The sequence below is a fragment of the Endozoicomonas sp. ALB032 genome (assembly GCF_049310125.1).
In the GTDB taxonomy this organism is placed as follows: domain Bacteria; phylum Pseudomonadota; class Gammaproteobacteria; order Pseudomonadales; family Endozoicomonadaceae; genus Endozoicomonas_A.
On sequence record NZ_JBLYNW010000001.1, the window covers coordinates 6758796 to 6776529 of the forward strand.

The following is a 17734-nucleotide window of genomic DNA, read 5'->3' on the forward strand; positions in this document are numbered from 1 at the left end:
TTGAAAAAATTGTTAATGATAATCTATTGAGGAACTCTAATGCGGCGTTCAGGTGTAGCTCTTGTATTCACTCTTCTTGTGATGGCAACCGGCAGTAATGGCTATGACTTATCTGACCCTACTCTTGTTGATATTTATAACCCTTACCGGCAAAAGCCTTATATTTCCTGGGACTATTACCCAGACTGGCTAAGCTCTTCACAAAACCTTTCCGGATTCTGGCTGTCCTTTGTTCGAAGTTGGGTAGTGGGTCATGGGACTGTTGATCGACAGATTGAGTTCGTCAAAAGTCAGTTGGTCATGAGTGGCATAAACCCTGAAGACCCTGTGCTTTTCTCTGAGGCAGAATTGACGGCTCTCAATCCAGGTATTCCGGACAAGCCAGAACGGGCTCCTTTTGAAGAGACAGCTTCTGAAGAGACACCTTCTGAAGAGAGAGGCTCTCGTGGCAGCACAACTGGCAAGATATCCGAACTTTTTGATCGTGCCGGTGGCATTGATGATATTCAGCAATTGTTTGCAGAACAAAAACTAACCCCTTCCAGGCTGGTTGAAAATATTTATGACTGGTACGAAAAAAAACTGCCAGAAAGCATGAAGGATGTACTGATTGAGCAAAACAAAGATCTCGCCATGCTTATGGCCAGGGCCTCCGATCAGCGGTGGCTAAAGTGTATTTCAGCGTATAATGGAGTTATTGAAGAGTGTAAAAAGCAACGGATTATCAGCGAGTTGGAAGGTATTCCTATTGCTGTAAAATCAGAAGTCAATGTTGCAGGCTATTACGCGACCGCTGGCGTTAATCGAAAAAAAATAGCCGATCAATCGCTTTTTCCCATTGTCACTGAAGAGACTGAATCTGAAGTGGTACGATTGTTAAAGCATGAGGGTGTTATTATCCTGGGCCTAACCAATCAACATCTTTTCGGGCTTGGGGCAACGGGAGAAAACCCCCACTTTCCCGGGATCTCTAATCGATTCAGTTCTTTCCATGTCGCGGGTGGATCATCCAGTGGCAGTGCCCTGATGGTTGCCCTTGGCCTGTCGCCATTAACAGTAGGGACTGATGGTGGTGGCTCTGTATCCATTCCTGCCTCATTAAATGGTTTACCCGGTCTCAAACCCACATCTGACAAGTTGTCCACCAAAAATTACATCAACGCTGAGTTAGACATGGTGGCTATTGGGCTCATCGGTAAGCGTTTTAAAGATATTGCTCTGGGCTATCAGGTTGCAAGCGGACGTCATCCCACCCTTCAAGTAGCTGAAGCTTTGAAGACTCTAAAAATAGGCCTTGATCCTGACTGGCTTGAACATGCAGACAAAGAAGTTTCAGAGAAAACATTTGAATGTCTCGACCGATTAGGAACCCGACTTAAAAAACTGCAAAATCGCAAAGACAACCTGTTCGTCAAAATGCAGTTTACCTCTGAGAATTTCAGAAAACGGCTCTGGGCAACCCATATAACCCTGTTTGGGAGCTGGGCAGCGAAAGGGAATCTCAATTTTTTGGGCAAAGGTATACCTTATGAAACTGAAATGGCCCTGTTAATGGGCAAAGCCCTGTCTAATGAACAGGCCGAACGAGCCAGACAGAACCAGAAAGTGCTGGCAGATCACTTTGAAAAAAATATCTTCTCAAAGGTTGATGTTATTGCAATGCCAACAACGTTAACGCCTGCTCCGGCCAGAGTGAACCACTGGCTAACAAATACCGCTGGCGAGTTGAATTTAGCCAAAGCTTACCTTCTGGCATTTAATACTTCACTGGCCAACCTGACAGGAGGCCCCAGGGTGACCATTCCCTGCGGCTTTAATCATGAAGACCTGCCTTTTGGCCTTCAGTTAATGGGAGCAATTGACAGCGAATATCTGTTGCTTGCCATTGGCAGTTTGCTTGAACAGGAGATGGCTGAAGAACTCGTGAAAAAGGCGGAGAGCAATACGTTTTTGAAAGGTTTTAAACCCCATGAAAAACCATCCCCTGACGCTCATCTGCCTCATAAAGATTTATAGCTATTGTAAACAGGCTGATAGCGGCTGCTGCACTAACAAATGAACTTTTAGAATCTTCAACTGTCAAAAGTTATATACACAATGCAGTAGAGGAGTGCAGGGATGCTGAAGTGCTTTTTCTTGTCAAAACACTGGGCTATATGGGCCTGGGGAGGACTTGCCGCCCTGCTGACCTCCATATTTATTGAAGTCAGCATGATGGTCAGAATGAATGAATGGTATGGCGAGATGTGGAATATGATGCAGCTGGCCAAACCGGAAACCATTGGCCGTTTCTGGGAACTGATTCTTCTATTCTGCGCCATAGTTTTTCCCTATATTTTATTGAGAACCCTTTCCAGCTTCCTTTCACAGCACTTTTGCTTCCGCTGGCGGCAAGCCATGACCCTGGCTTACCTGCCCTTCTGGCAAAAAGTAGATAGCGATATTGAGGGTGCCTCCCAACGCTTACAGGAAGATCCCCAGCGTTTTGCCAGAGTTACCGAACTGCTGGCCCTGGGACTGTTTCGCTCCATTCTGACATTGATCGCTTTTATCCCCATTCTCTGGACGCTCAGCGAAGAGATTTGTAGCAAGCTGGCGGATTGGCTCAACAGCCCGGCTTTTACGGAGAGCTATGATAAAATTCCACTATCCCTGAAAGGCATGGAAATCATGGGTCAGATACCTGGTTCCCTGCTCTGGTTTTCCTGCCTCCTGTCTTTCAGCGCCGTCATCATCTCCTACGTTGTGGGCATCCGCCTGCCCGGCCTTGAATACAACAACCAGAAAGTTGAAGCCCGCTTCAGAAAACAGCTGGTTTATGCTGAAGACGATAAAAACTACGCCGAAACTCCAACGCTGCTGGAGCTGTTTACAGGACTGCGTTTGAACTATTTTCGACTGTTTCTCAACCACTCCTACTTTTCCCTCTGGCAGAACTTCTTTTTCCAGTTTGTGTCCATTGCCGACCTGATGGTCATTGGTCCGGGCGTTATTTACGGCATCATCCTGATGGGGACTTTAAACAGAGTGTCCCATGCATTTAGCAGTGTTTCAGACAGTCTTTCCTACTTTACTGAAAACTGGGCAAACGTCACTGAGTTGTTATCCATTGTTAAACGCCTGAGAGAGTTTGAAGTGAATATCGGTTATCGTTCTGAACCGGGGTCATCCGGACTGTTTAAAATTCAATAATAATCTTAACTCTGCGCTGGCGTTGCTCTAGCTCCTGGATCCATGCGCAGCAAATTGGTCGGCCTTCTGGATCTTTCCGGGTCGTTTAATATCCTTCATAACTAAAGCATCGGCCACACTTCAGAAAGCAAATCTATCACGGGCTTAATAATATGAAAATTAATACAATCAGACATTTTTTAATTTTTATAATTATTTTTTTTATTTCAAATGCGGTATCTGCCCAATCAATCTGCCCTATTTGTCTTGAAATATTGCACTATGAGGATAAAGGTATTTCTTTATGCTGTCAGCATACATTTCATGAGCGTTGTATTTCACGCTGGAATAAAAGAGAAAAAAAAGACACATGCCCAATATGCAGAAAGGAACTAATCTACCATCACGATTTGCATATTTTAAAAGCTCATGACTTATGCGGAAAAGTTCCTTACATTAAAATTGAAATCACACCCCACCTTTGCTCTTTTTCTGAACTTTTCTCTGTCAGATCAAGAGTAGATGAGGTTTTATCTGTAATCTTAAAAAAAGAAATTGATATGAGATTGGAAGAAGAAATAGAACGCTTAAGATTGAAGATCATTAATCTACATCTTGTTGACGATGATGACGATGACGATGACTTGTGAAAGCATTACAGTCGTTCTGTGCTATCAAGCTGATTGAAACCGGAATGCTGACCTGCCGTGTTGACGTGTCTGATCCAGTAAAATTGCGGCCCCGGTGCGACCCAATAGCCGGTTCAGTAGCGATCTACGCTGGTTGGTATTGATGGGAATGACATTACAATACTTGTCCTATACTCTGCTGAAATTAACGGGGGAATTACATCATGGATAATGATCAGAAAACACTTTACGAGTCCGACTTCTATAGCTGGACTAAACAGCAGGCTCAACTCATTAAAGAACGCCGGTTCGACGAACTTGATCTCGATAACCTTGCTGAAGAAGTGGAAGATATGGGGAAGTATGAGCCGCGTTCATTAACCAGTCACCTGATGCAACTGCTCATGCACTTATTAAAATGGCAATACCAGCCAGAGCGACGTTCAAGAAGCTGGCGAGACTCCATCATTTTACAAAGAGCCAAGGCTAAAGATTTACTTGATGAAAACCCCGGTCTGAAGCTCAGGAAGGCAGAACTGTATAAAAAAGCCTACCAAAAAGCCGTCGTCCTTGCGGCCAAGCAAACCGAGTTACTCCTTAAAACCTTCCCTTCAGAATGTCCGTGGACGTATGAAGAAGTCATGCACGATGACTTTCTTCCAAAGGACCCGCCGCACTAGGAGCCTGACCGAGAATAGCGCCCGTAGCGAGGACGGCAGAAAATTGAGGATGAAAATTCGGTTTTGTGAGGAGAATAGCGAGCTATTTGACGAACAAAAGCGGATTTTCAGACCAATTTGCTGCCGCCGCAGTAGGGCAGTCTATTCTCGGTCAGGCTCCTAGTAGGCTGACCGAGAATAGCGCCCGTCTGGGCGACCCCGTCTGGGCGACCCCGTCTGGGCGACCCCGTCTGGGCGACCCCGTCTGGGCGACCCCGTCTGGGCGACCCCGTCTGGGCGACCCCGTCTGGGCGACCCCGTCTGGGCGACCCCGTCTGGGCGACCCCGTCCAGGCGACCCAACAACTCTTCAATGCTGAGCAACAATGCCCTTCTCTATTCGCTGACTCAGATCAGCCAGCAAATAACTGAAGCTTTCAACCCATTGCTCAGAAGTGCTTCCTTTTGGGAGATTTCTGGTTAACCTGACGGTGCGAAATTCAACGCTTGCCTGTTTTTTAAGGAGGGTAAAACTGGCATCCAGCTCCATGTTATTGCCAGACCAGGCCAGATTATTAATGTCAACTGCCACAGCAATATCAGGTGCCTGACTCCTCAACCAGGGTCCGGCCTGAATATCAGAGTGAGGAAATAATGCCATCAGATTCTGAGTCAGGGTACGTGTGATTGCATCCTGTAGTGGTTCACCCCAACGCTGATTATCGAAGCGGATAAGTTTGTACCCCCCGTCGTTTATAATCAGACCAGATCGATCCATCCAGCCCGGGATTCTGGCCGGAGCCACTCCGATTGACGATACTCTAGTCTGACCGGACTCCCCCTCAACTACCGGCTTCAGAGTGTAGTACTGAAAAGGTCTGACTTGACTCACGCAGGCCGACATAAGAAACACGGCAATCAGAGGCAGAAACCATTTAACATGACTTTTCATGACATTACTCCCCTGTATCTCTGCCCAACAACACTGAACCCGGCTGTTCTTCCAACAACTCTGCCAGCTCCCTGACAGCATCTGCCGAGCGACTGATATCCTTACTGCTGCGATCCAATTGATACATCAGAGGCGAGTCAGGTGCCAGGGTATCACTCAGTTCCATTGTCGTTTGCTCCAGTGCTTTCAGGGCAGCTTCTACAGAGGATAATACCTCGCTTACCCGACCAAGCGTTTTTGGCAGTTCTCTCTCAATAGCCTGAGACATCTGGTTCATGCTATCAGCCATAGGGACAAATTCATCCCTGATGTCTGACATGCTTTTAGCCATATCCTCTGACATAGCCCCAAACTGTGAAAAAGCCTTATTGAGTTTTGTCGGCATCTGCTGAAATGCCTGACTGCTACTGATGGTATTCAGGTTGTGGGCAATACTTTTCAAGTCTGCTATAAGCGCAGGCAGGTTCATTTCGTCCAGATCTTGAGTAATGGTTTCAAAATCAGTGGGCACCGTCGGGAGCTGAGGGTATTGTGTAGAGACAGGAATCGTTCGCGCACTGGTTTTGTAGAAGTCCACTTCGACGTACAACAATCCTGTGAGAAGACTCTGGGTTTTGAGCTTGGCTGCCAGTCCCCGGAACACCAGTTGCTTCATGATATCTTCAGGAACTTTTCCTCCCTTACCAATAACCATGTCCGGATAGATATCGATAATCACCGTATTTAATAACTCTTCCTTGTCCACATACAGCTGGGTGCGGATATCCGTGACTTCACCAATTTTGACCCCTCGCAGCGTAACAGGAGCTCCAATATTCAGACCCATAACACTACTGTCGTAGATCAGCTCATAACGCTCTTTGCTGTGACTGGAGTAACTGCCCTGGCCTACAAACATGGCAAGACCCACTGCCAGTCCGATCAAGGTAATCACGAACAGACCGGCAAAAATGGAGTACCTTTTTTTATTCATCGTCCTCTTTCCCCGGAAGACCGCTGAAAGCTCTTCTCAGAAGCCCGCTGATGGCTCTGCCCTCGGGACAGAAAGTCTCTGACCAGGGGCTGAGAGCTGTGATTCAGCATATAGGACGGAGCCCCCGTATCCAGCTGTGTTTTAGTCTGCGCATCGAGAAATACGCCATTGGAGCCTATGGCAAAAATACTTTCCAGTTCATGGGTTACGATCACAATCGTTACTCCCAGTGACTGACTGAGCTGAAGAATCAGATCGTCCAGCCGCCTGGCACTGAGAGGATCAAGACCGGCTGACGGCTCGTCGAAAAACAGCACGTCAGGGTCCAGAGCCATAGCCCTGGCCAGACCGGCACGCTTGGCCATACCACCACTGATTTGTGACGGATAATAGTTTTCATAGCCTGCCAACCCGACCAGAGCCAGCTTGTAACGCACCAGATCGAATACCTCTGCCGGTTTCATCCGGGTATATTGGGTGAGAGGAAAACCGACATTTTCTGCCAAAGTCATGGCACTGAACAGGGCTCCACTCTGATAAGTGACTCCCCACCGCTTCCGCATTTCCAGCTGCTGGTTGTCTGTGGCAGAAAAATAGTCCCGCCCCTCATAGGCAATGGTTCCGGCGGCTGGCTGATAGAGTCCGATCATATGCTTGAGCAAAGTGCTTTTACCACAACCACTACCTCCCATGATCACAAACACATCGCCTTTGTGAACCTTAAAGGTCAGGTCCTGCTGTATAAGGTTGCTGCCGTATTTCATAGTCAGCTGGCTGACTTCTATTGCTGCGCTTTTTCTATCCGTAGCTTGGGGACCTGGCTGCTCCATTATCAAATACCCATCTGGAAATAGAGAATATTCAGACCTGCATCCGCGACCACCAGATAGACAATAGCAGTAACCACCGCCGTAGTGGTTGCCTTACCCACTGCCGCAGAAGAGCGGCCACAGGCCAGTCCGGCCTGACACCCGGCAAAACTGATCAAAATAGCGAACACCAGACTTTTAAATAAGCCTGTCATCACATCGGCCATGGCGAAGGAACCGGAAAGCTGATGAAAATACTGGGTGAAGGTGATGTCCATACTGAGAGCCACAGCCGAGCCTCCCAGCATTCCCAATACATCGCTATAAAGCGTCAACAATGGCATGGCCACAATAAGGGCCAGCATTCTCGGAAGCACCAGATAATCAACGGTCTTGATGCCCAGCGTGGTAAGAGCATCAACCTCTTCATTGACCTGCATGGTACCCAGCTGTGCGGCGTAGGCAGCGCCTGTTCTACCGGCCATGATGATAGCGGTCATCAAAGCCCCCATTTCCCGCACCATACCAATACCCACCAGATCAGCCACGTAAACTTCAGCACCAAACTGTCGTAACTGGACTGTCCCCAGGTAGGCCAGAATCATGCCTACCAGAAAGCTCAGTAAGGTCACGATGGGTAATGCCGCTGGCCCGGTCTGATGCAAAAACTGAAAAAAGTCACCAGGTCTGACATCGCTGCGCAACCTGAACATTCTGATTATTCCGAGCGTGATATCGCCCAAAAAAAGAACAACATTTTCCAGCCACTGAAACACTCCTTTCGTCAGGAATTGCAGTGACTGCAGTGAAAAAAAAGTCTTTTTAGTCGAAACGTTTTCCACAGGAACTGCGATGGCTAACTGATGAAGGTTCTGGACATCTTCCGGCAACCCGGAGAGTAACAACTTTATATTATTACTATCACAGTGTCGTTGAAGCTTGAGCAACCAGGCACAAAACAGCGAATCCCATTGAAAGGAAGCGTCGGTCAGGAGATCAAGCGTCTGGAGGTCCCCTGAAATCAGTTCAGAAAATAACTGCACAGCATCAGGTAACGCCTGATACCGGTCCCAACTACCGGACAGGATCGCACTCATGTGTTCTGGATTAACGTTATGCGCTATCTTGAAACCGGGTGATGCCATCGACTCTGGAAGCACTGAAAAAATGAGCCACAAGCATATAGACAAAAATGAACCGGGTAAATATGCCTGTGGCAGGCTTTACCCAGCCCATCAGCTCATTCAGCAACAGTTCGGGTCCGCTCAAAATTATTAATTCATTGACGTACAAAACAGCATCTCGCACTCACGTTCTGCGAGGATGTCAATCAGTCCAATGATAATCAGGGTGTTACATAAACAGCTTGACGATACCGTCCTGAAGCCTGTCAATTTCAGCAGAGGAAACGGGAGCTACAAAAATAGTGTCGTCGCCCGCTACACACCCCAGGATACCATCGGAGCGGCCGACGGAATCCAACAGCCGTGCGATCATCTGGGCAGCCCCCGGACTGGTTTTGATCACGATCAACATGCCGTTGTTAGCTACGTCTTCCACCAGATCTCTGACGGCAATATTGGAATCCATTTTCCCCAGTTCCGGGGGCAGACAATACACTTGTTCATTGCGGGCATTGCGAACACGAACAGCACCGTGGCGACAAAGTAACCGGGAAACTTTTGACTGACTGATATTATCAAAGCCCTGACTCTGAAGTTGCTCAACGATCTGGCTTTGGGACCCGCAGCGCTCTTCTTTAAGCAGCTGTCTGAAAGCCTTAATGAGTTCTTCCTGTTTTTGACTGGCCATAACCTTTGTTCATTGCTCCTGAATTCCCAGGCAGTAGTGACCAGAACCCCTGGCCTCTTCTGGATAAAAAAGCACCAATTATGAATAAGTATTCTAAAAATACTTGATTTTATCCATATTCATATAAGAGAATCTATTTTTGTGTGAACCAGTCGTCTGTTCGGCCTATGCTTTTCTGGTAAGAAAGGGTCAAGCTCAACGGACTCCGTCAGCCCTGAAGCCTGCCCATACGATAAAATCGGGACAGGCTTTTTTGTGCAAGCACCACAAACACCTTGCAATGGGCAGTACTCTCACACAGTCATGAGCACAAAAAAACCCGCTGCATCTCATACCCGGCAAAGCGGGAATTCTCACAAAATGGCAGATGAAAGGCAATGGGCATAGTCGTAGAGGGCCTCAGCAAAGCATTTGGCTCCACACAGGTTCTTAAAGATATCAGTTTTAATATTCCCCGGGGTGAAACCACCGTTCTTCTGGGGGCCAGCGGTGCAGGTAAAAGCACCCTGCTGCGCATGCTCAACCTGCTGGAAACACCCGACCAGGGCACCATGAAAATCGCTGATATGGCGTTTAATTTCAACAATGGCCATAACAGCAGGCACCTGAACAAACAGGCTTGCGCCCTGAGACGCAGGGTAGGCATGGTATTTCAACAATACAATCTCTGGCCACATATGACCGTGCTTGGCAATCTGATTGAGGCTCCGGTCGTACAGGGTATGCCCAAAGAACAAGCCACCACCAAAGCCAGAGAACTGCTCGAGCGTGTTGGCCTGTCTGAAAAAGCCCACGCCTGGCCTTCTTCGCTGTCGGGTGGCCAGCAGCAACGGGTAGCTATTGCCCGCTCCCTGATGCTGTCGCCAGACGTTCTTTTATTCGATGAGCCCACTGCTGCTCTTGATCCGGCTATCACCAATCAGGTGGTAGAAGTGATCAGGGAGCTGAGCCAATCCGGTATCACCCAGGTAGTTGTCACTCACGAAGTCGAATTTGCGCGAAAAATTGCCAGCAAGGTGATTTATCTTGAAGATGGTCATATTGTTGAAGATGGATCATCCGATCACTTTGCTCACCCCCGGACAGAGGCTTTTCGCAGCTATCTGGAACATTGACCCACCGGAGACAGTGTCTCCGACCATTGCAGCCAGGTGCTGATGCAGATAAACACTCCTTTCGTCCTGAGCTTTTTGAAGGATGGTGTCACCGCGCTTCAACAAGTCTGCTGTTTATGGAATGGAGCCTTACGCCTGACTGCACTGGCTTGTTTATAGACTTTCATGATTTCTGGAGTATCAAAAAATGAAAAAGATGTTCGCTTCCCTGCTGGCGACCAGTGCTTTGACTGTTGCCACGCTCATTGGCGCTCAATTCACTCAGGCTCAGGCTGTCGAGACTATTCGCTTTGCCACAGAAGCCACTTATCCTCCTTTTGAGTTTGTGGGTAAAGACAATCAACTGGAAGGGTTTGATATTGATCTGGCCAAAGCCATCTGTAACGAACTGAAAGCAGAGTGTACGTTCAGCAATCAGTCCTTTGACAGCCTTATTCCCAGTCTGAAGTTCCGCCGTTTTGACGCAGTGATTTCAGGGATGGACATTACTCCAGACCGTCTCAAGCAAGTCGACTTCAGTGGCCCTTATTATGAGAACTCGGCCATCTTTGTCACCGACAAAAACAAGGGATTAACGTCTATTGAAGCGCTCAAGGGTCACTCTGTGGGTGTTCAGAACGGCTCAACCCATCAACAGTATCTGATCGAAAAGCTGGAGAGTCAGGGTGTTAAGGTCCGTCCTTATGACACATTCCAGAATGCTTTCCTGGATATGACCAGTGGCCGGGTTGATGCGGTCTTCGCCGATACTGCGGTTGCCAGAGAATGGATGAAAGAAAGAGGCGAAGGTCTCTATGCCCAGGCAGGCCCGGAGGTGAAAGATGCAGATTATTTTGGCATCGGCTACGGGATTGCAGTCAGAAAACAGGACAAACTGAAGGAAGAAATTGATTCTGCCCTGAAAAAACTTAAAGAAAACGGCACTTACCAAAAAATCTACGACAAATACTTTAACAAAGCCTGAACTGCATCCTGCCCAGTTGCAGTCTCTTTATTAACTGACAGACCCATGTACCCATGCTTGATCTCTTCTTCAATGCAACTCTGATGACTCTGGGACTGGCGCTTTCTTCCCTGCTTCTGGGCCTGATACTCGCGGCCCTGCTGGCTTTGGGTGAACTGAGCCGTTTCCGGTTGCTTAGATACCTGACCGTTTCATGGGTCACTCTTATCAGAGGAATGCCCGAGATTCTGGTGGTCTTCTTTATCTATTTCGGTGCGACTCACCTGCTCTTTCTGCTTACCGATGAATTTATCGAGATCAGTCCTTTCACAGCCGGTACCGTTGCCCTGTCGCTGATCTTTTCAGCCTATGCCAGCCAGACTCTGCGGGGTGCTTTCATGGCCGTTCCCAGGGGGCAGTCGGAAGCGGCCAAAGCTCTGGGTATCAGCTCTGTCCGCTGTTTTTATCGAGTGATACTGCCCCAGGCCTGGCGCCACGCACTACCCGGGCTGGGCAATCAGTGGCTGGTGCTTCTGAAAGATACGGCACTGGTCGCCCTGATAGGCGTGACGGACCTGCTACGTCAGGCACAACTGGTTTCATCCCAGACTTATGAACCTTTTACCTGGTACGCAACAGCTGGTGCCATCTATCTGCTGATCACCCTGATCAGTCAACATTGCCTGAACAAGATGAAACAGAAAACCAGTCAACATATCAGGACGGTGAACGTATAATGCCGGAATCCTTGTATGAATACCTGCCCCTCCTATCAAGAGGTCTTCAGACCACCCTGGAGTTGACCTTAGTCAGCTTGCTGGCTGGTCTGGTCATGGCCTTGCTTTTTACCCTGATCCTTTCCTTGCGTTTTAAACCTCTGGTCTGGCTGGTTCGCCTGCAAATCCTGATGTTTACAGGCACCCCCCTGCTGGTGCAGATTTTTCTGATTTATTATGGTCCGGCTCAGTTTCCGATCCTACAGGAAACAGTATTCTGGTCATTGCTCAGCGAACCCTGGTTCTGTGCCATGCTGGCTCTGGCCCTGAATAGCGCGGCTTATTCCACTCAACTATTCAAGGGTTCTATTGATGCGGTCTCTGCCGGTGAGTGGGAAGCGGCTATGGCGCTGGGTATGACGCGCCAGCAGGCTTTGACCCGGATCGTTCTGCCCCACGCGATTCGCAGGGCATTGCCAGCCTATGGCAATGAAATGATTCTGGTTATGAAAGGAACCTCACTGGCCAGTACCATTACCTTAATGGACCTCATGGGTTATGCCGCTCGCCTGAATGCCCAAACATACGACACCCTTACAGTTTTCTCACTGGCGGGTCTTATCTACCTGACTCTGACTGGAATCCTGACAGTGATAATAAGGTGGATAGAGCGCAGGGCCCTGGCATTTTCCCGCTAAATCGTAAAGGTTTTGCCGCCTGTCAGGGGCGGCAGACAACCTCATCAGGAATATACATTGCAATGTCTACTCCGGCCTCCCAAAATCCTGTCAGCCACTCTGTCATTAATACTATTATTTTCAGGCATTCAGGCTGAAGGTACTGCCCAACCCTGCCGACAGTTCTCCCTGAATGGATATGGACGCGATCAGAGCAAAACCATGCAGAACTGCCTGAACGACATAAAAGCAAAAGCCAGCGTTTTTTATCAGCAGCAGGACCCTTACCACAACCTGAGGCATGGAGAACGAGTGGTAAAATACGCCCTGAAGATCAATCAGTATGAATCGGGTAATTCCTTTCTTGTTGAAGCGGGTGCCTGGCTCCATCAATATCATGACCATCTGGAGCAACTCGATAAACTTTTGAAAGAAACCGGATTGAATCCCGTCGTTCAATCTCAGCTGTACGAGATTGTCAGGCTGTGCCGTCCTCATCTGATTTCCGGGCGTTCCCCCTTAGAGGCGAAAATTGTCTTTGATGCCGATGCCATGGACCTAATGGGAGCCCGGGGCATAGCCCGCGAACTGGCCTGTAACCTTGAAGTCAGAAAATTCCCCTGCGATCAGGCGTTGATGCAAACCCGAAGAGTACAGAACCTTTTTGAAGAAAAACTGATGACCGAAACAGGTCGATCCATGGCTCAAAATGATATCAGAATGGCTCGCCTTTTCTGGCGTAGCTTTGATGAGTCCGAGCGGCCCTTATGAATCAGAGCAGCTAAAAGCAGCTATGTTGACTTCATATTCTGTACCAGTAATCTTGCCGCTACATCGCACATGCTATTGATGGAGGCCTTATCCAGATAAACCCCATCAATTAATAAACGACTTAAACCGTGCAAACTGCCCCAGGATACCTGGGCTACCCGCAGGGCATCCTGATCCTGACTGAAGCTGTCACCCGGTAAGTATTTTTTGACAAAGTCAGCATAACGCTGAAAAGCTTCAAATGAGATTTTACTGAGTTCATCAGTGGCTTGCCCATTCTTCCAGATAGGTCGGCCAAACATCAGGTCATACTGTTCGGCATGATTCTGGGCAAAATCGATGTAAGCATAGGAAAACTCACGAAACCAGGTTTCAAGATCGTCGGGGACTTCTGTCAGCCTACTTCCCAGTTCCTGGTACCAGTGATTGAACCCTTGCTCTGCGATGGCACATAAAAGTTCATTCTTATCTTTGAAATGATGATAGGCTGCGGTTCTCGAGACACCAACAGCATCAGCCAACCCACGCATAGAGAGCTTCTCAACGCCGGACCCGGCGATCATCCGGGTTGCCTCATTAATCAGGCTTTGTCGTAAGTCTCCATGATGGTAATTCTTCTTGGCTGACATATTTTTACTCAAAGACAGTGCTCTGTTTCAGAAAATGAATACTCAATCTTGACAGTGTCAACATACAGTCTTATCTTGACGCTGTCCAGATAAGATAATTACAAATGTCCCTTAAAAAACCTGATGAGGATCTGTCGATGACCATCTCCCCACACAGCTCTGAGCCCCATAAGCTCTACCCTCACCTGCTGGAACCACTGGATCTGGGCTTCACACAGTTGAAAAACCGGGTGCTGATGGGCTCCATGCACACTAACCTGGAAGAGCATCCCGGTGGCTACGAGCGGCTGGCCGCTTACTTTGGTGAGCGCGCAAAAGGTGGCGTCGGTCTGATGGTGACCGGCGGCATTGCGCCCAACTGGGAATCCGGCGGCTTGCCCAACGCAGCCCAGATTACAACAGAAGAAGAGATTGCCGGTCACAGCCTGGTCACCCGGGCCGTACACAACGAAGGCGGCAAGATCTGTATGCAGATTTTGCACACCGGCCGCTATGCCTACCACCCTAAAGCCATTGCTCCCAGTGCCCTGCAAGCACCGATTGCGCCTTTTCCTCCCAAAGAGCTGACGCCCGAAGAGATTGACAGCCAGATTGAAGACTTTGTGCAATGTAGCCTGAATGCCCGGAAAGCGGGCTATGATGGTGTTGAAATCATGGGTTCGGAAGGTTATTTCATCAACCAGTTTATCGTCGCTAAAACCAACCACCGTGATGATGACTGGGGTGGACGTTACGAAAACCGCATTCGACTGCCCATTGAAGTCATTCGTCGTGTAAGAGAAAAGACCGGCAAAGACTTTATTATTATTTATCGTCTCTCCATGCTCGACCTGGTTGAAGGCGGCAGCAGCTGGGATGAGATTGTAGAGCTTGGCAAAGAGATCGAAAAAGCGGGTGCGACCATTATCAACACCGGTATTGGCTGGCACGAGGCTCGCATTCCCACCATTGCAACCATGGTCCCCCGTGCTGCTTTCACTTGGGTCACTGCAAAAATCAGAAAAGAGTTAAGCGTTCCTGTTATTACCTCCAACCGTATTAACATGCCAGAAGTGGCTGAAACGGTTCTGGCCAGAGGCGATGCCGACATGGTTTCCATGGCTCGCCCTTTGCTGGCTGACCCAGAGTGGGTTAAAAAAGCTGAAGAGGGCCGTGCTGATGAAATCAACACCTGTATCGCCTGCAATCAGGCCTGTCTGGACCATGCTTTTGAATTGAAACTGGTCAGCTGCCTTGTTAACCCCAGAGCCTGTCATGAGACCGAATTAAACTATCTGCCTACTGACAAGCCGAAAAAGCTTGCGGTGGTGGGTGCTGGTCCCGCCGGCCTCTCTTTTGCGACAACTGCCGCATACAGAGGCCATGATGTCACCCTGTTTGAGGCTGCTGACAAAATCGGTGGCCAGTTCAATATTGCCAAACAGGTACCGGGCAAGGAAGAGTTCCATGAAACACTTCGATACTTCCAGCGTCAGTTAGAGCTCACAGGTGTAAATCTGAAACTGAACACCCGGGTTTCTGCCAGTGAACTGGAAAACAGCGATTTTGATGAAATCATCGTAGCGACTGGCGTTACACCACGTACACCCGATATTGAAGGATTGGATCACCCCAAAGTTCTGACCTACCTGGATGTCTTCAGGGGTGCAAAAGTCGGTAAAACCGTAGCAGTGATCGGTGCTGGCGGAATTGGTTTCGATTTGAGTGAATTTATTACCCAGAAAGGGCCTTCACACAGCCTGGATGTCGAAGCCTTCATGAAAGACTGGGGGGTTGATATGAGTCTCAGCAACAGGGGTGGTCTGGCTGCTTCCGGCTCCCGGGAAGAAGAAAGTTCACGGGAGGTTTACCTGCTTCAGCGCAAAAAGACGAAGCCGGGAGCCACCCTGGGTAAAACCACCGGATGGATTCACCGAACCGAAATGGTCAAGCGTGGCGTGAAAATGGTGCCTTCCTGTGAATACCACAAGGTAGACGATAGTGGTCTTCATGTCTCCATTGATGGTGAGCCAAAGGTTCTGGATGTGGATAACGTAGTCATCTGTGCAGGTCAATTACCTCTCAGAGAGCTGGCTGATACTATCATCAGCAAGCCTGTTCACCTTATCGGTGGTGCCGACGTTGCCGCCGAACTGGATGCCAAGCGAGCCATTAACCAGGGGGCTCGCCTTGCCGCAGAAATCTGATCCGGCTATGTGCGGATAGACTCACACTCTGTTGACCTGAGGTTGCCCTGAGCATGTCGAAAGCTGCGACTAGCCCGGGGCGATCGTAATAAATAAAAGAAAAAAATAATAAAGAAAATAAAATAATAATAAAAAATAAACAAAAAATAAAAGGACACCCAAAGAAAAAATAAAAGAAAAAATAAAAGGACACCCAAAAGAATAATAAAGGGACACCCAAAGAAAAATAAAAGGACACCCATAAAAAAATAAAAGGACACCCAAAAATAAGAAAAATAATAAAGGAATAATAAAAGGACACCCAAAAAGAAATAAAAGGACACCCATAAAAAAGAATAAAAAGACCCCCTTATATTTGACAAACAAACCAGCTTGTCTACTTTTTTCTTGTTGCTGATTTTTAGTTCCGGCAGGAGAGATTATGACCCGTGCGCGAAGTTCTCTGATCGACCCAGGTTCCACACCTTATTATCACTGTATAGCTCGGTGCGTACGCAGAGCATATTTGTGTGGAGAAGATCATTTAACGGGCAAAAATTACGAGCACCGTCGGCAGTGGGTTGTAGACAAGCTCAGGGAACTGGTTTCAATCTTTTCTATAGAAGTCTGCGCCTATGCTGTCATGTCGAATCACTATCATGTGGTTTTGCATATCAATCAGAAACCCGCCAGAGAGTGGACACGAGTGGAAATTTTACATCGATGGACAAGGCTTTTCACAGGTCCGCATCTGGTTCAGAGGTATCTTGCTGCTGACCAGCTGAGTCATTCGGAACTGGCTCGCGTGGACGAATTTGTTGAAGAGTATCGAAATCGATTAACGAACATCAGCTGGTTCATGCGTTGCCTGAACGAACATCTTGCCCGTGAGGCTAACCAGGAAGATGGCTGCAGAGGTCGATTCTGGGAGGGGCGTTTTAAAAGTCAGGCGTTGTTGGATGAAGCAGCGTTGTTGACCTGCATGGCCTATGTTGACTTGAATCCGATCCGTGCCGAAATATCGGAAACACCAGAAGAGTCAGACTACACGTCGATCCAGGAACGAATTGAAAAGTTGGCAGGCTCTGATACCCGAAAGCAGCCAATCACCCTTCTGCCTTTTCGATCACAAGGGCAAAACCCGGCTAAGGCATTGCCTTATATTCTTCACGATTATCTTGAGCTGGTTGACTGGAGTGGGCGTGCAGTTCGATCTGATAAGAAAGGTTCAATCCCTTCAGATATTCCACCCATTCTGACCCGACTGGAAATTGATTCAAATGAATGGCTCAAAACCATGAGATGGAATAGCCGCTTCTATCGGGCAGTGGGCAAGCTGGAAGCCATGAAAACTTTTGCTCAGGAAATGGGGCAGCATTGGGTACAGGGGATGTTCGCCTGTAGTCGTTTATTTTATGGCGTAAGTTAATTGACCAACTTTTCCGTAGTTATTAGTTTCCCCTGTTATATGGGAAGCTTTGCTATTTCTGACTTTTCTCCCTTTTGAGTGATTCGCTTTTTGTTTGTTCTGATAAACGATTAATATTTACCTTTTAGTGGCTGTCAGGGTTTGATTGTATTTTATATGGATGTCCTTTAAACATTTCCTATATGGATGTCCTTTAAACATTTTTTTTATATGGATGTCCTTTAAACATTTATTTTCGAGCTCTGAACTTTCTGGCAGGCTGTATCTGCCTCGGTGGGCTGAGAT

General features: G+C 48.0%; 18 protein-coding genes. 11 read left to right on the forward strand and 7 right to left on the reverse strand.

All coding sequences use genetic code 11. The annotated features are described in order from the left end of the window. Window positions 1–39 precede the first annotated feature (39 nt). The 4 genes from ACO6VG_RS24480 to ACO6VG_RS24495 all read left to right on the forward strand — a co-directional run bounded on the left by ACO6VG_RS24480 (window position 40) and on the right by ACO6VG_RS24495 (window position 4480). Window positions 40–2016 carry an amidase gene (locus ACO6VG_RS24480; protein ID WP_422134711.1) on the forward strand — a complete coding sequence of 659 codons (1977 nt, stop codon included), beginning with the start codon at window positions 40–42 and terminating at the stop codon, window positions 2014–2016. 102 nt (window positions 2017–2118) lie between these two features. Further along, a complete protein-coding gene (locus tag ACO6VG_RS24485; protein ID WP_422476080.1) occupies window positions 2119–3192 on the forward strand; it encodes an SbmA/BacA-like family transporter in 1074 nt (357 codons plus the stop codon). Between the two features lie 152 nt (window positions 3193–3344). Further along, window positions 3345–3821, forward strand: a complete 477-nt coding sequence (locus ACO6VG_RS24490; protein WP_422134713.1) for an RING finger domain-containing protein — start codon at window positions 3345–3347, stop codon at window positions 3819–3821. 203 nt (window positions 3822–4024) lie between these two features. Then, window positions 4025–4480: a DUF29 domain-containing protein gene (locus ACO6VG_RS24495; RefSeq protein WP_422134714.1), complete on the forward strand. Its 456-nt coding sequence runs from the start codon at window positions 4025–4027 to the stop codon at window positions 4478–4480. Between the two features lie 348 nt (window positions 4481–4828). On the opposite strand, the gene ACO6VG_RS24500 is transcribed toward ACO6VG_RS24495, so the two are convergent. The 6 genes from ACO6VG_RS24500 to argR are packed head-to-tail and all read right to left on the reverse strand — an operon-like array spanning window position 4829 to window position 9004. Further along, a complete protein-coding gene (locus ACO6VG_RS24500) occupies window positions 4829–5410 on the reverse strand; it encodes a PqiC family protein (protein WP_422134715.1) in 582 nt (193 codons plus the stop codon). Window positions 5411–5414: 4 nt separating this feature from the next. After that, window positions 5415–6383, reverse strand: a complete 969-nt coding sequence (locus ACO6VG_RS24505) for an MlaD family protein (protein WP_422476082.1) — start codon at window positions 6381–6383, stop codon at window positions 5415–5417. Beyond that, a complete protein-coding gene (locus tag ACO6VG_RS24510) occupies window positions 6380–7213 on the reverse strand; it encodes an ABC transporter ATP-binding protein (protein ID WP_422134717.1) in 834 nt (277 codons plus the stop codon). Before ACO6VG_RS24510 ends, ACO6VG_RS24505 begins: the two co-directional genes overlap by 4 nt. Window positions 7214–7215: 2 nt before the next feature. Next, entirely contained in the window at window positions 7216–8337 is a 1122-nt protein-coding gene (locus ACO6VG_RS24515) for an ABC transporter permease (protein WP_422134718.1), read from the reverse strand. Continuing rightward, window positions 8306–8500: a hypothetical protein gene (locus ACO6VG_RS24520; RefSeq protein WP_422134719.1), complete on the reverse strand. Its 195-nt coding sequence runs from the start codon at window positions 8498–8500 to the stop codon at window positions 8306–8308. The genes ACO6VG_RS24515 and ACO6VG_RS24520 overlap by 32 nt, the downstream gene beginning before the upstream one ends. Window positions 8501–8545: 45 nt before the next feature. After that, a complete protein-coding gene (gene argR, locus ACO6VG_RS24525) occupies window positions 8546–9004 on the reverse strand; it encodes a transcriptional regulator ArgR (protein ID WP_422134720.1) in 459 nt (152 codons plus the stop codon). 377 nt (window positions 9005–9381) lie between these two features. Between argR and ACO6VG_RS24530 the strand changes: the two genes are divergently transcribed. From ACO6VG_RS24530 to ACO6VG_RS24550, 5 genes are all read left to right on the forward strand, one after another. Further along, window positions 9382–10119: an ATP-binding cassette domain-containing protein gene (locus ACO6VG_RS24530; RefSeq protein WP_422134721.1), complete on the forward strand. Its 738-nt coding sequence runs from the start codon at window positions 9382–9384 to the stop codon at window positions 10117–10119. A 187-nt stretch (window positions 10120–10306) separates the two neighbouring features. Next, the gene (locus tag ACO6VG_RS24535; protein ID WP_422134722.1) at window positions 10307–11083 is read left to right on the forward strand and encodes a lysine/arginine/ornithine ABC transporter substrate-binding protein; all 777 of its coding nucleotides are present in this window, start codon (window positions 10307–10309) and stop codon (window positions 11081–11083) included. A gap of 53 nt (window positions 11084–11136) precedes the next feature. Next, on the forward strand, window positions 11137–11799 hold the full coding sequence (artQ, locus tag ACO6VG_RS24540; protein WP_422138616.1) for an arginine ABC transporter permease ArtQ: 663 nt from the start codon (window positions 11137–11139) through the stop codon (window positions 11797–11799). Next, window positions 11799–12476 carry an arginine ABC transporter permease ArtM gene (gene artM, locus ACO6VG_RS24545; protein WP_422476084.1) on the forward strand — a complete coding sequence of 226 codons (678 nt, stop codon included), beginning with the start codon at window positions 11799–11801 and terminating at the stop codon, window positions 12474–12476. The genes artQ and artM overlap by 1 nt, the downstream gene beginning before the upstream one ends. Window positions 12477–12533: 57 nt before the next feature. Beyond that, window positions 12534–13226 carry an HD domain-containing protein gene (locus ACO6VG_RS24550; protein ID WP_422138617.1) on the forward strand — a complete coding sequence of 231 codons (693 nt, stop codon included), beginning with the start codon at window positions 12534–12536 and terminating at the stop codon, window positions 13224–13226. 20 nt (window positions 13227–13246) lie between these two features. Here the strand turns inward: ACO6VG_RS24550 and ACO6VG_RS24555 are convergent, their stop codons facing one another. After that, the gene (locus ACO6VG_RS24555; RefSeq protein ID WP_422134726.1) at window positions 13247–13855 is read right to left on the reverse strand and encodes a TetR/AcrR family transcriptional regulator; all 609 of its coding nucleotides are present in this window, start codon (window positions 13853–13855) and stop codon (window positions 13247–13249) included. Between the two features lie 137 nt (window positions 13856–13992). On the opposite strand from ACO6VG_RS24555, the gene ACO6VG_RS24560 reads away from it, so the two are divergent. Both ACO6VG_RS24560 and ACO6VG_RS24565 read left to right on the forward strand, forming a co-directional pair. Further along, entirely contained in the window at window positions 13993–16041 is a 2049-nt protein-coding gene (locus ACO6VG_RS24560) for an FAD-dependent oxidoreductase (RefSeq protein ID WP_422137130.1), read from the forward strand. 505 nt (window positions 16042–16546) lie between these two features. Further along, window positions 16547–17449 carry a transposase gene (locus ACO6VG_RS24565; RefSeq protein ID WP_422476087.1) on the forward strand — a complete coding sequence of 301 codons (903 nt, stop codon included), beginning with the start codon at window positions 16547–16549 and terminating at the stop codon, window positions 17447–17449. Window positions 17450–17734 lie beyond the last annotated feature (285 nt).

Bases quoted from the DNA above. Each gene is read 5' to 3' on its own strand.
- artM (WP_422476084.1), top strand. From the start codon at position 11,799: ATGCCGGAATCCTTGTATGAATACCTGCCCCTCCTATCAAGAGGTCTT.
- ACO6VG_RS24530 (WP_422134721.1), top strand. From the start codon at position 9,382: ATGGGCATAGTCGTAGAGGGCCTCAGCAAAGCATTTGGCTCCACACAG.
- ACO6VG_RS24515 (WP_422134718.1), bottom strand. From the start codon at position 8,337: ATGGCATCACCCGGTTTCAAGATAGCGCATAACGTTAATCCAGAACAC.
- ACO6VG_RS24490 (WP_422134713.1), top strand. From the start codon at position 3,345: ATGAAAATTAATACAATCAGACATTTTTTAATTTTTATAATTATTTTT.
- ACO6VG_RS24480 (WP_422134711.1), top strand. From the start codon at position 40: ATGCGGCGTTCAGGTGTAGCTCTTGTATTCACTCTTCTTGTGATGGCA.
- ACO6VG_RS24495 (WP_422134714.1), top strand. From the start codon at position 4,025: ATGGATAATGATCAGAAAACACTTTACGAGTCCGACTTCTATAGCTGG.
- ACO6VG_RS24500 (WP_422134715.1), bottom strand. From the start codon at position 5,410: ATGAAAAGTCATGTTAAATGGTTTCTGCCTCTGATTGCCGTGTTTCTT.
- ACO6VG_RS24535 (WP_422134722.1), top strand. From the start codon at position 10,307: ATGAAAAAGATGTTCGCTTCCCTGCTGGCGACCAGTGCTTTGACTGTT.
- argR (WP_422134720.1), bottom strand. From the start codon at position 9,004: ATGGCCAGTCAAAAACAGGAAGAACTCATTAAGGCTTTCAGACAGCTG.
- ACO6VG_RS24510 (WP_422134717.1), bottom strand. From the start codon at position 7,213: ATGGAGCAGCCAGGTCCCCAAGCTACGGATAGAAAAAGCGCAGCAATA.
- ACO6VG_RS24485 (WP_422476080.1), top strand. From the start codon at position 2,119: ATGCTGAAGTGCTTTTTCTTGTCAAAACACTGGGCTATATGGGCCTGG.
- artQ (WP_422138616.1), top strand. From the start codon at position 11,137: ATGCTTGATCTCTTCTTCAATGCAACTCTGATGACTCTGGGACTGGCG.
- ACO6VG_RS24505 (WP_422476082.1), bottom strand. From the start codon at position 6,383: ATGAATAAAAAAAGGTACTCCATTTTTGCCGGTCTGTTCGTGATTACC.
- ACO6VG_RS24555 (WP_422134726.1), bottom strand. From the start codon at position 13,855: ATGTCAGCCAAGAAGAATTACCATCATGGAGACTTACGACAAAGCCTG.
- ACO6VG_RS24560 (WP_422137130.1), top strand. From the start codon at position 13,993: ATGACCATCTCCCCACACAGCTCTGAGCCCCATAAGCTCTACCCTCAC.